The sequence below is a fragment of the Paenibacillus sp. J22P277 genome (assembly GCF_059383675.1).
The window spans coordinates 254,304-268,073 of sequence record NZ_JBXENS010000007.1 but is presented as its reverse complement, the minus strand read 5'-3'; the positions used below and the strand labels follow the sequence as shown (position 1 = coordinate 268,073).

Genomic DNA, 13,770 nt, shown 5'->3' with positions numbered 1-13,770 from the left:
ATTAACTATTGCGGTATTCGAGTGGATATAGCCGCGTTTTAAAGACTATAACGACGATTTCGAATCGTTTTACTCGATAATTGATAACATCATGTTATTAAAATAAGTCATCCGGAACCCTTTGTCAACTAATTATTCGATTTAATGTTATATTACCTAACATAAATCGTGAGGGATATCGGTTTGCTGCTCTATCGAGGGTGAACATCGCCTGGTCAACGGACGGATGTTCTTCACGACCCCCGCGCACGAATAAGGGGCCGTCCCTTGGCCGTAACGGCTTTCGGGACAGCCCCTTCATTCAACTGCTGCCTATAGGTTGCGCTCAAAACGCGCAAGCCGGATCACGTCCCGCAGAAGGTACGGTACGGCCGGGCGGACGGCTCGGGCAGCGCGGCGTATTCGGTCTGTTCGGAAGCATGCGCATACGGCTTCGACAGGACGTCCAACAGCCGCTCCAGCACGCCGAAGTCCCCTTGTTCCGCGGCTGCCAGCGCTTCTTCCACCCGGTGGTTGCGCGGGATGACGGCAGGATTGCTGACGCGCATCAACGCATGCGACGATGCCTGCGCGTCCTCCGGCTGCCGTCCAGTTCTCGCCTGCCACCGCTCTTGCCATTGTTCGAACTCAGCGGAACCGAACATGGCCGTATCCGACGGTTTGCCGAACGTCAGCGCCAGGAAAGTATTGGTATAATCCGCGCGATGCTTCTGCATCATAGCAAGAAGGTCGTCGATCAGCGCCTCGTCCTCCGGCTCTTCGTTCGCGATCCCCAGCTTCGCCCGCATGCCCGCGAGCCAATGCCGCTGGTACGACGCGATAAATGCCGCAATCTCGCCCTCCGCCAGTTCGACCGCCCGTTCCTCGTCCTCGTGCAGCAGCGGCAGCAGCGATTCGGCCAGTCGCGCCAGATTCCATGCGGCGATTCGCGGCTGATTGCCGTAAGCGTAGCGGCCTTGCCTGTCGATGGAGCTGAAGACGGTGGCCGGATCATACGCATCCAGGAACGCGCAAGGGCCGTAATCGATGGTTTCGCCGCTGATGGTCATGTTGTCGGTGTTCATGACGCCGTGAATAAAGCCGACGAGCTGCCACTTGGCGATCAACTCGGCTTGCCGGCCCCCTACTCCCCGAAGCAGGGCCAGATAGCGGTTCCCTTCGCCATCCGTATCGGGGTAGTGGCGCTGCAGCGCATAATCGGCCAAAGCGCGCAGCTCGTCGACCGTCCGCATGTTCGCCGCGTATTGAAAGGTTCCTACGCGCAGATGGCTGGCGGCCACGCGGGTCAAGACGGCGCCGGGCAGCTGCATTTCGCGGATCACCGGCTCGCCGGTCGCCGTCACCGCGAGGCTTCGCGTCGTCGGAATGCCGAGCGCGAACATCGCTTCGCTGATGATATATTCGCGCAGCATCGGTCCGAGCGCCGCCCGGCCGTCGCCGCCGCGGGAATAAGGCGTCCTGCCCGAACCCTTGAGCTGGATGTCGAAGCGCCCGCCGTCCGGCGCGATCTGCTCGCCGAGCAGCAGCGCGCGGCCGTCTCCCAGCATGTTGAAATACTCGAATTGATGTCCCGCATAGGCTTGGGCCAGCGGACGCGCGCCCTCGGGAATCCGGTTCCCGGCCAGCACCGCCGCGCCGTCGTCGCCCTGCAGCGCCCTGGCGTCCAGCCCGAGACGCGCCGCCAGCGGCTCATTCAAGATAACGGTCTTCGGCGAACGGACGCGCGCCGGACTCTGTTCGGCATAAAACGATTGCGGCAAAAGGGCATAGCTGTTGTCGAAATTCCACCCGGCCTCCTGCGGCTTTGCTTGGTTTTCTGTCATTGCATCTCCAATCCTTTCCATACTTAGATGGTGCCCCTTTACGTATCCTGCGATTCGTTCGTATCATCGGTCGATGCGCGACAGCCGCCCGTCCAGTCGATCGAAGACGATCCGCCCGGGCTTGCTATGGCCTGCGGCGCACGATATCCAGCAGCTCGGCAGCGGTATGGCAGAGGTAATCCGGACCGGCTTCCGCCAGCAGCTTCGCGGAATCGTAGCCCCAGGACACGGCGATGACGGTCACGCCGATCTTCTTGCAGGCTTGGACGTCGCGAAGCTCGTCGCCGACATAGACGATCCGGTCCAGCCCGATGCCCATCTCGCGCGCCATGCCGCGGATCGCCTTGTCCTTGCCGAACATATTGGAAGCGGAATGCACCGCGCCGAAGACGTCCAATCCGTTCAGCTCCAGGAAGCCGTGGATATTTTCCTTCGCGTTGGAGGAGAGAATGCCCATCGTATAGCCGCTTTCCTTCAGCTCGGCGAGCGCCTCCCGCATCCCTTCCGCCGCCTGCAGCGCGGCAGAAGCTTTATGGTATTCCCGTTTGCCTTCTATGACGAGTCCCGGCAGCTTGTAAACCGGTACCTGAAGCGCCTTGAGGCGATCGGGAATGGAGAGGTCGGACAGCCGCGCGATGTCCTGGTCGTCGTCGATCTTCCGGCCGCCGTGCTTGGCGGACAGCTCGTTGAACAAACGGATCGCCAGCAGCTTCGATGCCACGATCGTCCCGTCGAAATCAAATATCAAAACCGGTTTCACGTTCGCTTTCCCGCCTCTCGTTCATTGCATACTCCCAGTATCCCCTTGCGGAAGGCTTCGCGCAACAAAAAAACCCGGCTTCGCCTCTCCGAGGGCAAAACCGGGCTTTTCACTCTTGTAGGAGTCCGCGAACGGACCAAGCGGGTTCTAGGCCAGCGCCTCTGACCAGCGGTACTGCGGACGCCAATCCAAGGTTTCCTTGGCCAAGCGATTGCTGAACAGCGGTTCTCTTCCCGCGAAGTCCGTCCGCAAATCCGCCACGTCCGGGTAGCATGCGCGAAGCAGCTCGGACGTCTCGAATTCGCTCAGCGTGTCGTCGCCGGTGATATTCAGCGCCACCGCGCCGTCCACCTCCGCTTGCAGCGAAGCGACGCACGCGCCGGCGGCATCGCGGATATCGACGTAGCTCCACAGGATTTTGGCGAACTCCTCCGGCTTGCCGATGCCGCGTCGCAGCCGCGCGTATTCCTCGGGAGCGGCGATCAGCGAGAAGCGGAGGCTCACGACGGCCATGCCGGTGCGGCGATGGAACATCGCCGCCGTCAGCTCGCCCACCGTCTTCGATAAGCCGTAGCCTTCCTGCGAGAGCTGCGGATGAGCCTCGTCGATCGGCAAATACTGCGGCGGGAAGGGCTTGATCGCCCATGCGAAGCCGTAGCAGGACGTGCTCGAGCCCATGACGACCCGGCGGATGCCGAGCATGGACGCCGCTTCCAGAATGTTATATGCGCCCATGACGTTGTTATCGAAAATCATCGGCACCGGGAACCCGGTCGGCGACGGGATCGCGGCCAGATGAATGACGGCGTCCGCGCCCTGCAGCGCGCTCGCGACCTGGCCGAGGTCGTTCATGTCCACGATGAGCTGCCGGCAGGGCAAGCCCGCGGCATGCTTCTGATCGAGCGAAACGACCTTGTACTGCTGCCGGACGAGCTCCCGGACGACGTACTGGCCCAGCTTGCCGCTGCCCCCGGTTACCGCGATCGTTTGCATCATGCTTCTCCAACTCCTTTTGTCGTCGTTGCGTTACGGCCTTACCAAGGTGCCGTCCGCCTTGCGGTCCAGCTTGTACGGCTGGTGATAGCTCGCGCGCTTCCAGTCGTCTCCCGGCAGCAGAAGCGCCTTCTCCTCGTCGAAATCGATGCCAAGACCCGGCTTGCCGGAGACGTACAAGTACCCGCCCCGCCGCTCGACGAGTCCCGGGAACGCTTCGCGCTCCTCCGGCTTGAAGTGGTTGATTTCCTGGATCCCGAAATTCCATACCGCCATGTCCAGATGCACGGCCGCCGCTTGGTTGACGGGATCGTTCTCCCCGCCTTCCTGCCACGCGGTGCGAACGCCGAACGCTTCCGCGAGCGTCGCGATCTTGCGGGCCGCGCTGATGCCGCCGACCTTGGATACCCGCACCCGGATAAAATCGATCAGCCGTTCCATGATCAGCGGCGTCCACTCCTGCGGATTCGCGAACAGCTCGCCGACCGCCTGCGGGGTCGCGCTCTGCTGGCGCAGCTGGCGGTACCAGCCGACATGCTCGGGCGGCAGCGCGTCCTCGAGGAAGAACAGGTCGTACGGCTCCAGCCGCTTGGACAGGCGAACGGCGCCGATCGGCGAGACATGCTCGTGGACGTCGTGCGTGAACTGCACCGCGGATCCGAATTCCACCCGAAGCTGCTCGAACATGGCGGGAATCGCCTGCAGGTAAGCGTGTTCATCGAAGACCGCTTCCTTCGCCCAGGCTTCCTCGGGCACGTTCGCTTGCCCGCTCGGGATGAAGCCCCCGCCGCCGTAGCCCCCGAGCTGCGCCCGGATGACGGTGTAGCCCTGCTCCCGGAAACGGTGAACGTCCTCCTTCAGCTCCGCGATGTCATGCCCGCCCGCATGGCCGTAACACGGCACGGCCGCCCGGCAGGCGCCGCCGAGCAGTTGATAGATCGGCAATCCCGCCTCCTTGCCTTTGATGTCCCACAGCGCGACGTCGATCCCGCCGATCGCCGTTTGCAGAATCGAGCCGTTCCGCCAGTACGAGCTCAGCTGCATCGTCTGCCAGATATCCTCGATGCTGCCGGCTTCCCGGCCGATCAGCTGCGGCGCAAGCAGTTGTTCGATGACCTGCACGACCGCTTCGGGGTTGTACAAATCGTTGGCGGAGCCGATGCCGTACAGCCCGTCTTGGTCCGTCATCACCTTCACGACGGTCCACGTTCCGTTTTTCCTCGTGCGGATGCACCGGATCCCTGTTATTTTCGCCATCCCCATGCACGCTCCTTCTTTATGTTCGTTCATGCGATTGCCTCCCGTCCTGGCGGACGGGAGGCGTTGGTATCGGCTAAGTTCGTAGTGGAGTTCGTTAGCTGCATGCCCGCTTAGCCTTCCGGCTGGTCTGCGTTCGGCTGCCTAGCGTTTGGCTATTCAGCCATTTGATAGAGACGGTAGAGCAAGACGGCGCTCTCGGCGCGGGTCAGGCTGTTCCGGGGATGGAGCAGTCCGTCGCTGCCTTGAAGCAATCCGGCCGTTATAAGGGATTCGACGCCGGCGCGGGCATAGCCTGCCACGTCGGCCGCATCTTTGAAGTCCGCGAGCGCTCCGTCCGAGCCGGACGGCAGCTCCTTGCCGGCGGCGCGGTAAGCCCGCTCGACCAACGCCGCGGCATCCTGCCTGCCGATTAGGCTCTGTTTCTTACTTCGCTTGCGATGACAAGTACGCGTCGATTTGCTTTTGCGTTTCGGTCAGGATTTTGTCCAGGCCGTTGCCTTTTTGCTTCTCGACGTAGGAAGCAACATCTTTGTCCGGATCCTTCACGATGCCGAATTCGAGCGGTTTGCCCGTCTCGTCGGCCGCTTGGTCGCGTTTGGCGAGCTCGTTCTTCATGGCGTCTTCGGCGATGAACAGCCCGTCGATCGGGGAGTTGACGTTCTCCGGCTCGGCCGCGAACTCGGCCTCGTGCACCCAGAAATCCTTCGGATACGTCGAGGTCGGACGCATGAATTGCGGCTTCCAGAACGCCCATTGGCCGCCCCACTCCATATAGTTGCTCGTCGTCGTGTTCATGCCGTCCGGATAAATCGCCGTTTCGCCGTCCAGCTTGTAGGTCTTGCCTTCGATGCCGTACTGCACGAGGTCGTACAGCTTCTGATCGGTCTCGATCATGTCGAGCAAGCGCAGGACGCGGTCGGCGTGCTTGGAGTTGCGGTTGATCGCGACCACGTTCGCCAGCGCCGTACGGTTAACCTGTTTCTTGTCCGGATAGAGCAGGGACATCTGCTGCTTGTAGGACGGATCCGAGAAGCCCGGGTCCGCGTTCGCCCATTCATGCGACGTCAGCGTCAGCAAGGTCTTGCCGTTGCGCCATTCGGCGGCGCCGTCTTCCTTGTCGATCATCGCGTCGCGGTTGATCAGCTTGTCGTCGTACCAGACCTTCGCCATCTTGGTCGCTTCGAGGTAGAACGGCTGCTGCTCGACCGGTTGGACGGTCAATTTCGGGTCGTTGAGATAGAAGCCGAGTCCGTGGAAGTTCAGGTCGACCCATTCGTCGCGGATCATGTAGATCGCGAGCGGCGTCGAACGCGACAGCTTCTCGTTCGGATACGCTTTCTTCAATTGACGGAGCAGGCCGTCGACGTCTTCGATCGTCTTGATGGAGTCCGGCGCGATCGTGATGCCCGCCTTCTCCGCGAGATCGGACCGCCAGCCGGCGAACAGCCGCTGGTTCATCTTCATCGTCCATGGCAAGCCGACGATCTGGCCGTTCACCGTAGCGGCCGACAGCGTGCCTTGCTCCTGGTACTTCTTGTACAGATTCGGCGCGAATTCGGGCAGCAGGTCGTTCAGCGCCATGTAGGAGCCTTTCGCCGCCATCTGCTTGTAGGACAGCCAATCGCCGTCGAAATTCATGTCCCAGCTGTCGCCGGAAGCCGCCATGACCAGCATTTTATCCTTGAAATCGGTGAACGGGATAAAGTTGATGTTGAACTTCACGTTCAGGCCTTTGCTCTTGACGTAGTCGCTGATCGCGGTCCATACCTCGTCCGTCGCCGCTTTCTTGTCGCCGCCGAAATAGAACTTCAGCGTCACTTCGTCCTCCTGCTTGCCGGCATTGCCGTCCGGCGAATCGGCCGGCGCGGTCGCGCCGTTATCGCCGCCGGCGTTGCCTCCGGTATTGCCGGTATTGCCGCCGTTCCCGTTGCCGCCGTTATTGCCGCCGCATGCCGCCAGCATGACCGTGACCAGCATCATGACGGCGAGCAGCATCGGAATCCTTGACTTCCGCTTCCTCATGTAATCCTCTCCCCTAATGGTTTTGATTATATCGCTATACGACCGAAGTCGGTATAGTCAGCCTTTGACCGCGCCCACCATGAGCCCCTTGACGAAATAGCGCTGGAGGAACGGGTACAGGAAGATGATCGGGCCGATCGTGACGACGGTCAGCGCCATCTTCATCGATTCGGACGGGATCTGCGGCATGATGCGCTGCATCGCCGCGGCATTGCTGGAGTTGCGCAGGAAATCGACGTTCGAGATGAGCGTCCGCAGCAGCAGCTGCAGCGGCTGGAGCTCCTGCTTGTCGATGAACATCAGGCCGAGGAACCAGTCGTTCCAATACGCCAGCGCCACGAACAAGCCGATGGTCGCCAGCACGGGCACGGACAGCGGGGTAATGAGCCGGCCGAAGATGCGGAATTCGCTCGCGCCGTCCATTTTGGCGGACTCGTAAATATCCTCCGGAATCGACTGCATGAAGTTCCGGATCAAGAACATGTTGAAGGCGTTCGCCATCGGCGGCAGGATCATCGCCCAGATCGTGTCCTTCAGCTCCAGGTAGCGGACGCAGATGATATACCACGGCACGAGGCCGCCGCTGAACAGCATCGTCAGGATGACGTAGATGGAAAGGATGTTGCGGTACTTGAACGAGCGCCGCGCCATGACGTACGCGCCCATGCTGTTGACGATCAGGGACAGGATCGTCCCGACGACCGTGACGAGAATGCTGATGCCGTACGCGTCCACGATCCGGTTGGAGCCGAGGAACAGGATCCGGTACGAATCGAGCGTAATATGCCGGGGGATGAGCCCGTAGCCGTAATTGACGATGTCGTTCTCCGTGCTGAGCGAGCCCGAGACGACCATCACGAACGGGAACAGGCAGGCCAGGCTGAATAAGGAAATGACGAGCATGATGAGCGCTTGGCTAAGCGAAAATCGTTTGGCAACCATTGACCGATGCCTCCTTGGGTTTATTTAAAAGCGAATTGAAGAAAAGCATGACCTGCGGTCGGTATGGGTCTCCACTCGCTGTCGTAGTTGGATTTCTTTGATCTTATAAATTATCAATAGGTAGAAATCCAACTACAAAGGCGACCACTTCGTTGTTCCGACTCCATACCGACTCTTTGGTCACTTCTTCAAAACACTTTTAAAAATTTGCGTTTTAGAAAATAGCCGAGTCCCGGTCCACCTTGCGGGCGGCGTAGTTGCTGGCGAGGATGAGCACGAACGCCACCACCGATTGCAGGAAGCCGGCCGCGGATGCCATGCCGATGTCCCCGGATTTGCGAAGGCTGCGGTAGACCAAGGTGTCGATGACGTCGGTCGTCGGGAACAGCAGCGAGGCATCGCCGACCATCGCGTAGAACATCCCGAAATCCGCGTTCATGATGCGGCCGATGGCCAGGAGCGTCAGGATCATGATCGTCGGCTTCAGCATCGGAATGCTGATGTACCGCATCTGCTGCCAACGGGAAGCCCCGTCGATCGAGGCTGCCTCGTAATACGAGTTGTCGATCGAGGTCAGCGCCGCCAGGTAGATGATCGTGCCGTAGCCGGTGACTTTCCAGCGGATCGCGATCGTCAGGATGAGCGGCCACAGACCGGCTTCGCTGTAGAAGTCGATGCCCTGAAAGCCGAACCATTCCAGCAGCCGGTTGACCGCGCCGTTCTCGAAGTTAAGCAGGTTGTAGGTGAACACGCCGACGACGATCCAGGAGATGAAGAACGGCAGGAAGGTCAGCGATTGGGTAATGCGCTTGAAATATTTGTTCCGCAGCTCGTTCAGCATGAGCGCGAAGCCGACCTCGAACACGAGTCCGACGCCGATGAACAGCGCGTTCAACAGGATCGTGTTGCGAACGGCCCGGTACGCCGCGTCCGAGGACAGAATGTAATCGAAGTTGTTCAGCAGCGGGTGCATCCAGTCGCTGCCCCAGATGCCTTTGCTGAAGTCGAAGTTCTTGAACGGAATGATCAGACCCGACAAGGGCAAGTAATTGAACAGGAAGAGCAGCGTCGCGACGGGCAGAAACATAAGCAGCAGCTGGCGATTGCGCACGAGCTCGCGGAGGACTCCGTTTCGTTTCATGGGCCTTTACCCCTTCTCTTTCGTTGATAGCTTAATGATAAAGGACGGTCCCGGCCGCTTCTATGAGCGGATCTTATCCTTTGCAGGGTTGTTTTAGCCTGTTCCCGCTTTTTCGGGAAATCGCTTCCTTTTCAGAGACGCGCAAAAAAAGACCGCCCCCCGTCATCCGCGATGACGATGGACAGCCCTTGTTCTGCCAACCCGCTTCGCCGGCCGGCCGGCGCCCCCCGGCTGCTAGTCCTTGCCCGGGATATAAATCTCGATGCGTCCGTCTTCGTCGTCCAGCGCATGAATATCGGGCCAGTATTCGATGTCGATCGGCCGCATGCCGTAGGTGTCGTTAATGTATGCATACGTGTCGCCGATCCGGGATTCCGGGCCTTCGTGCACGAATTTCGCGTAACGCCCGCGAGATAGCGTATGCGCGATCATCCCCTCCGGCAGCGCGCCGAATGCGTCCACTTCAACCGCGATCACATGCCGAAACGGAATATCCGGCGTCCAATGGCCGTCTTGCGGGTAAATTTGTATTAAGTAGATTCCGGAATCGTTGCCGTGCTCGATCTCTTGTCTGCGGCCGGCCAATTCCTCGCGCAGCGTTCCGACGATTCTCGTTGCCAGCACGTTGTTCAGGCTTTCGACGATCGAATAGCCGACCAGCTTGAGCTCTTCTCTTTCCATCGCGTCGACTTGATAAGCGTTCATGAGGATTCCACTCCTTGTCGTATGGAAAATAATTACATATTTACTGTAACGAATATGCGTTTGCTTGTAAAGGAGCTTCTGTCGTGTCGCGGCGCGCCGCATGAACAACCGATGCCACGCCCGCCAAATCGCCGCAGCGGCGGCGCCTTTGGCCATCCCGATCGGCGAAACGCGAATAGGCAATTCGCCTTGCCGGTTAAGGGTCTTTCGACTCCGTTCGCAGTCCTGGATTTTTTTCGAAATTTTTCTTATAAAGGACTTCATTCCCATTACCTCGTGACCGATATAAGGATTAACGACCCAATATCGTGACCTAGGTCATGAAAATTCAGGAAAGAAGGTTTACTTATGAGAATCCTTAACCGCAAACCCATCAACGGCACTTTGGTGCACGCAGGCATTAAGACGCATGCTTCCATATTCGGCGCTGCGGCAACCGCGGAGGGCGCATCGGCGGAGCGCGGAGCAAAATTCAAGACCGGCATGATCAACGGAGCGCTGCTTGTCGCGCCATTCTGGCTTTTGGTCGCCTGGCTCGTATTTCACAACTAAGCCGAATCCCCCGCTAGCACACGCGACCCGGGCTGCCAGGCTTATGCGCCAGACAGCCTATCCGAACCCGAAGACCTTCCCTATACCCGTTCCCTTCACTTCCTTTGCCCTAGTTCCCCGTCCTTGATGATCGGATGCCTCAGCGTGATCCGGGTACCTTGCCCCGGCGACGTCTCGATGCTCAGCCTGCAGTTCTCGCCGAAATAGAGCTTCAACCGATCGTTGACATTGCGCAGGCCGACGCCCTTGGCGCCTTCGGCCGATTTCGCATGCGGATCGGAGTTCATCTCCAGCTTCTCGATCACGTCGGGCGGAATGCCGCTGCCGTTGTCGACGAGATCGACCACGAGCTCCTCGCCGTCCCGGCGCGCGGAGAGCAGGATCTTGCCTTGTTCGAAATTATCGCGGATGCTGTGCTGGATCGCGTTCTCGACGAGCGGCTGCAGCAGCAGGCGCAGGAAGGGCACGTCCTTGAGCTCCCCGTCGACCGAATACAGGATCCGGATCGTCTGGCCCATCCGCGCCTGTTCGATCTGCACGTACGCCTTGACCTGCTCGATCTCCCGCCCCAGCGTCGTCACCTCCTTGCCTTGATTGAGGCTCAGCCGCAGCAGGTTGCCGAGCGCGGACACCATCTCGCTGATCTCGCTTCGGCCGTGATTCTCCGCCTTCCAACGGATCGACTCCAGCGTGTTGTACAGGAAATGCGGATTGATCTGGTGGCTCAGCACCTGGAACTCCAGCTCCTTCTTCTGCCGTTCCGCCCGCGAAGCATCCTCGATCAACCCTTCGAGCCGCCGGATCAGACTCCCGTAACCGCGATACAGCCAGCCCACCTCGTCCTGCCGCGACGACGTCGGAATGATCTGCTGCAGATTGCCCGCTTCCAGCCTGCGCATATACCGCACGAGCCGCGCGATCGGCTGGGTGAAATACGCCGTGATGTACAGCACCACGCCGATGCAGCAGATCAGGTAGATGATCAGGAAGATGACGAGCAGCCGGTTGATCTCCGCGATCGTGCCGGTCAATTCGTCGAGCGGCGTCAAGCTGGCGATCGTCCACGGATAGCTGTCCATCCGCACGTAAGTCGCCAAATATGTGCTGCCGTCGATCGTGACGGTCTGCGATCCCTGGGCCCCGCCGGCGATATGCCGGACGAACCGCTCGGACGGGAACGGACTGCCCGTCCATTGATTGGCATGGGAATCGTAGACGACCGTCCCCGATTCGTCGAGCAGCAGTAGCTTCTGGTCGACCATGCCGCCGCGCTGGGAGAAGAACCGCTTCAGCTGATCCTCGGACAGATCGGTCGCGATCAGCCCGCGGGGAATCTGGTCGTACAGACCGGAGAAACGCTTGATGTACGTCAGCAGCGGCCGTTCGAAGTAACCCTTCTCCGGCATCGACAACCGCCACGTCGGGCTGACCGTGGCGAGCGATTTGCGGAACCACGGCTCGTCCTGCACCCGGTCCGGCTCGCCGATCGTGCTCATGTAGTCCGTGTATTTGGACGGATCGATCGGATACACGTGAATCCGGAACGCGTCGATCGTCGACGTCTTCTGATAGATCAGGCTGACCATGTTCAGCGTGAACGTATCCTCGGACGCCGGATCCGCCGGGGGCGGGGCGCTCAGCAGATTCTGCAGCTGCTTGTTGCCGATCAAGCCGTTGATCTGATTGTTCAGCGACTCCAGGTAGTTCTCGAAATTGCCCCGCGACTGCTGCAAATAGTTGATGGAGGCGGTCATGTTCGCGTTCGAGATGCCTTCGATCGCCTTGATATGCGCATAGTACGCGAACAATAAAAAAGGGACGATAATGATCATGAAGAAGATCAATATCATCCGGTTCCGGAAGGAAGACGCGAGGCGCAGGGACACCGGGCTACTCATGGCCCGCGATTCCCTGCAGCCTGCGGTATTCCTTGGGCGTGTGGCCCGTTTGTTTCTTGAACAGCTTCGTGAAATGAACGGGGTCCTTGTAGCCGACCTGCGTGGACACCTCGTACACCTTGTACTGCACTTCTTCGAGCATCCGCTTCGCCCTTTCCATCCTGATCTCGGTCAAATATTCGAGGAACGTCATGCCCGTCTCTTTCTTGAACAGCTTGCTCAGCCACACCGGCGTCACGTGCACCTCTTCCGCCACGCTCTGCAGGGTCAAGCCGTCGGCGTACCGGCCACGGATGAATTTCTCCGCGGCTTGAATGATCTGGCACGGCGACACGCTCTGGGTCCGGAAGCCCGCGGCGACGGTCAGCAGAAACTGCTCCGTCTGCTCCTTGAGCGATTCCAGCGTATCGAATTGCTCCAGCCGCTCCCACACGGCCATCGGATTGCGTTCCCAGGTCCGGTCCGCCCAGCCGTGCTGCCACGCCTTCTTGAACAGATCGAGCAGCCATTCGAAGATGCGCTGCTGGATATCCTTGATCTGCGTGAACGACCAACACTGGACCATCTCCACGAACGGCTCCATCGCCGCCCGGATCTCGTCGTCCGTGCCGTAGCGGATCAAGTCGAGCACCTCCGCCGGCTGCCGGATCGAGAGATTGTCCTGCTCCGCCTCGACCTCCCAGCCGACCCCGGTCAGCAGCCGGTTGCCGCCGTAGACGGCTTTCTGCTCGAGGATTTCCTCCGTCTCCGTATACACGGCATTGAGACCGCTTGCATAATCGGTCGCGGAGCAGAGCGCCACGCTCACGTTGACCTTCACGAACTGATGGATGCGGCGGATGCAGAGCTGGCCGAGGTCCTTGTACAATTCCAGCCGCGCGGCGTCCGGGCAGGCCAGCAGCAGCACCCAGCGGTTCTTGGCGTCCTCGTAGAGCACGGAACGGTAATCGCAGTCTTCCTCCAGCGTCTGGCGGACGACGTTGCCGATGCTGAATAGGATCAGATTCCGTTCATTGCGGCTCTCGACGGCCCGCAGGTCGTCGACCTCGATCAGGAGCAGCGCGAGGCGTTCGCCCAAGAGCCAATCCAGCTCCAGCGTCCGCAGCCGGTGCGCGATCCTCGTCTCCCGGTAGGCGTTGTATTTGAATTCGACCAGTTCTCGCAGCACTTCCTCGCGCATCTTCGGCAGGGCGCTCTGCACATGCGATTGCAGCAGCATCTCGTTGTCCCGGTCGCGCTTCTCCTTCTGGAGCTGATCGATCATCCGCTTTAAAATCTCGCCGAGATCCGACGTGTTGATCGGCTTCAGCAAATAATCCATGGCGCCGAGCTTCATCGCGCTGCGCACCATCTCGAAATCGTCGTAACCGCTGATCACGATCGCCCGCCAGCCGTCGGCGCGTTCGGCCGCGTACTGCTCGATCAGCTCGAGTCCGGTCATCCGTTTCATCCGGATATCGGTCAAGATCACGTCGGGCTCCCGCAGCCTGGCGAGCTCCAGCGCGGTATCGCCGTCATCGGCGGTGATCGCTTCCTCGATGCCGTATTCCCCCCAAGGAAAATTCCGGCGCAGTCCTTCGCGGATCTCCCATTCGTCGTCTACGATCAGCACCAGCATCGCGCTCCCGCCTTTCCCGTTCTTTTTCCCGATCATATAACGCGCGATGTTCGCGG

At 59.9% G+C, this 13,770-nt stretch carries 12 protein-coding genes; 1 reads left to right on the top strand and 11 read right to left on the bottom strand.

The features are described from left to right. Window positions 1-344: 344 nt before the first annotated feature. The 9 genes from AC50YL_RS25125 to AC50YL_RS25085 all read right to left on the bottom strand — a co-directional run bounded on the left by AC50YL_RS25125 (window position 345) and on the right by AC50YL_RS25085 (window position 9,646). Window positions 345-1,823: a protein adenylyltransferase SelO gene (locus AC50YL_RS25125; protein WP_494835584.1), complete on the bottom strand. Its 1,479-nt coding sequence runs from the start codon at window positions 1,821-1,823 to the stop codon at window positions 345-347. Between the two features lie 124 nt (window positions 1,824-1,947). Further along, window positions 1,948-2,583 (bottom strand): HAD-IIIA family hydrolase, encoded by a 636-nt coding sequence (locus tag AC50YL_RS25120; protein ID WP_494835582.1) that lies wholly within the window; start codon window positions 2,581-2,583, stop codon window positions 1,948-1,950. A gap of 147 nt (window positions 2,584-2,730) precedes the next feature. Further along, entirely contained in the window at window positions 2,731-3,579 is an 849-nt protein-coding gene (locus AC50YL_RS25115) for an NAD-dependent epimerase/dehydratase family protein (RefSeq protein WP_494835581.1), read from the bottom strand. 30 nt (window positions 3,580-3,609) lie between these two features. Continuing rightward, window positions 3,610-4,866 (bottom strand): enolase C-terminal domain-like protein, encoded by a 1,257-nt coding sequence (locus tag AC50YL_RS25110; RefSeq protein WP_494835579.1) that lies wholly within the window; start codon window positions 4,864-4,866, stop codon window positions 3,610-3,612. A 122-nt stretch (window positions 4,867-4,988) separates the two neighbouring features. Beyond that, on the bottom strand, window positions 4,989-5,222 hold the full coding sequence (locus AC50YL_RS25105) for an S-layer homology domain-containing protein (RefSeq protein ID WP_494835578.1): 234 nt from the start codon (window positions 5,220-5,222) through the stop codon (window positions 4,989-4,991). 37 nt (window positions 5,223-5,259) lie between these two features. Continuing rightward, the gene (locus AC50YL_RS25100; RefSeq protein ID WP_494835577.1) at window positions 5,260-6,858 is read right to left on the bottom strand and encodes a DUF3502 domain-containing protein; all 1,599 of its coding nucleotides are present in this window, start codon (window positions 6,856-6,858) and stop codon (window positions 5,260-5,262) included. A gap of 57 nt (window positions 6,859-6,915) precedes the next feature. Then, complete coding sequence (locus tag AC50YL_RS25095) at window positions 6,916-7,800, bottom strand: carbohydrate ABC transporter permease (RefSeq protein ID WP_494835576.1); 885 nt, start codon at window positions 7,798-7,800, stop codon at window positions 6,916-6,918. Between the two features lie 214 nt (window positions 7,801-8,014). Next, window positions 8,015-8,941: an ABC transporter permease gene (locus tag AC50YL_RS25090; RefSeq protein WP_494835574.1), complete on the bottom strand. Its 927-nt coding sequence runs from the start codon at window positions 8,939-8,941 to the stop codon at window positions 8,015-8,017. Window positions 8,942-9,175: 234 nt separating this feature from the next. Continuing rightward, complete coding sequence (locus AC50YL_RS25085; RefSeq protein WP_494835573.1) at window positions 9,176-9,646, bottom strand: GyrI-like domain-containing protein; 471 nt, start codon at window positions 9,644-9,646, stop codon at window positions 9,176-9,178. A gap of 348 nt (window positions 9,647-9,994) precedes the next feature. On the opposite strand from AC50YL_RS25085, the gene AC50YL_RS25080 reads away from it, so the two are divergent. Then, window positions 9,995-10,198: a hypothetical protein gene (locus AC50YL_RS25080; protein WP_494835572.1), complete on the top strand. Its 204-nt coding sequence runs from the start codon at window positions 9,995-9,997 to the stop codon at window positions 10,196-10,198. 95 nt (window positions 10,199-10,293) lie between these two features. Here the strand turns inward: AC50YL_RS25080 and AC50YL_RS25075 are convergent, their stop codons facing one another. Together AC50YL_RS25075 and AC50YL_RS25070 are read right to left on the bottom strand one after the other, a co-directional pair. After that, a complete protein-coding gene (locus AC50YL_RS25075) occupies window positions 10,294-12,096 on the bottom strand; it encodes a cache domain-containing sensor histidine kinase (protein WP_494835571.1) in 1,803 nt (600 codons plus the stop codon). Continuing rightward, window positions 12,089-13,714 (bottom strand): response regulator, encoded by a 1,626-nt coding sequence (locus AC50YL_RS25070; RefSeq protein ID WP_494835570.1) that lies wholly within the window; start codon window positions 13,712-13,714, stop codon window positions 12,089-12,091. The genes AC50YL_RS25075 and AC50YL_RS25070 overlap by 8 nt, the downstream gene beginning before the upstream one ends. Window positions 13,715-13,770 lie beyond the last annotated feature (56 nt).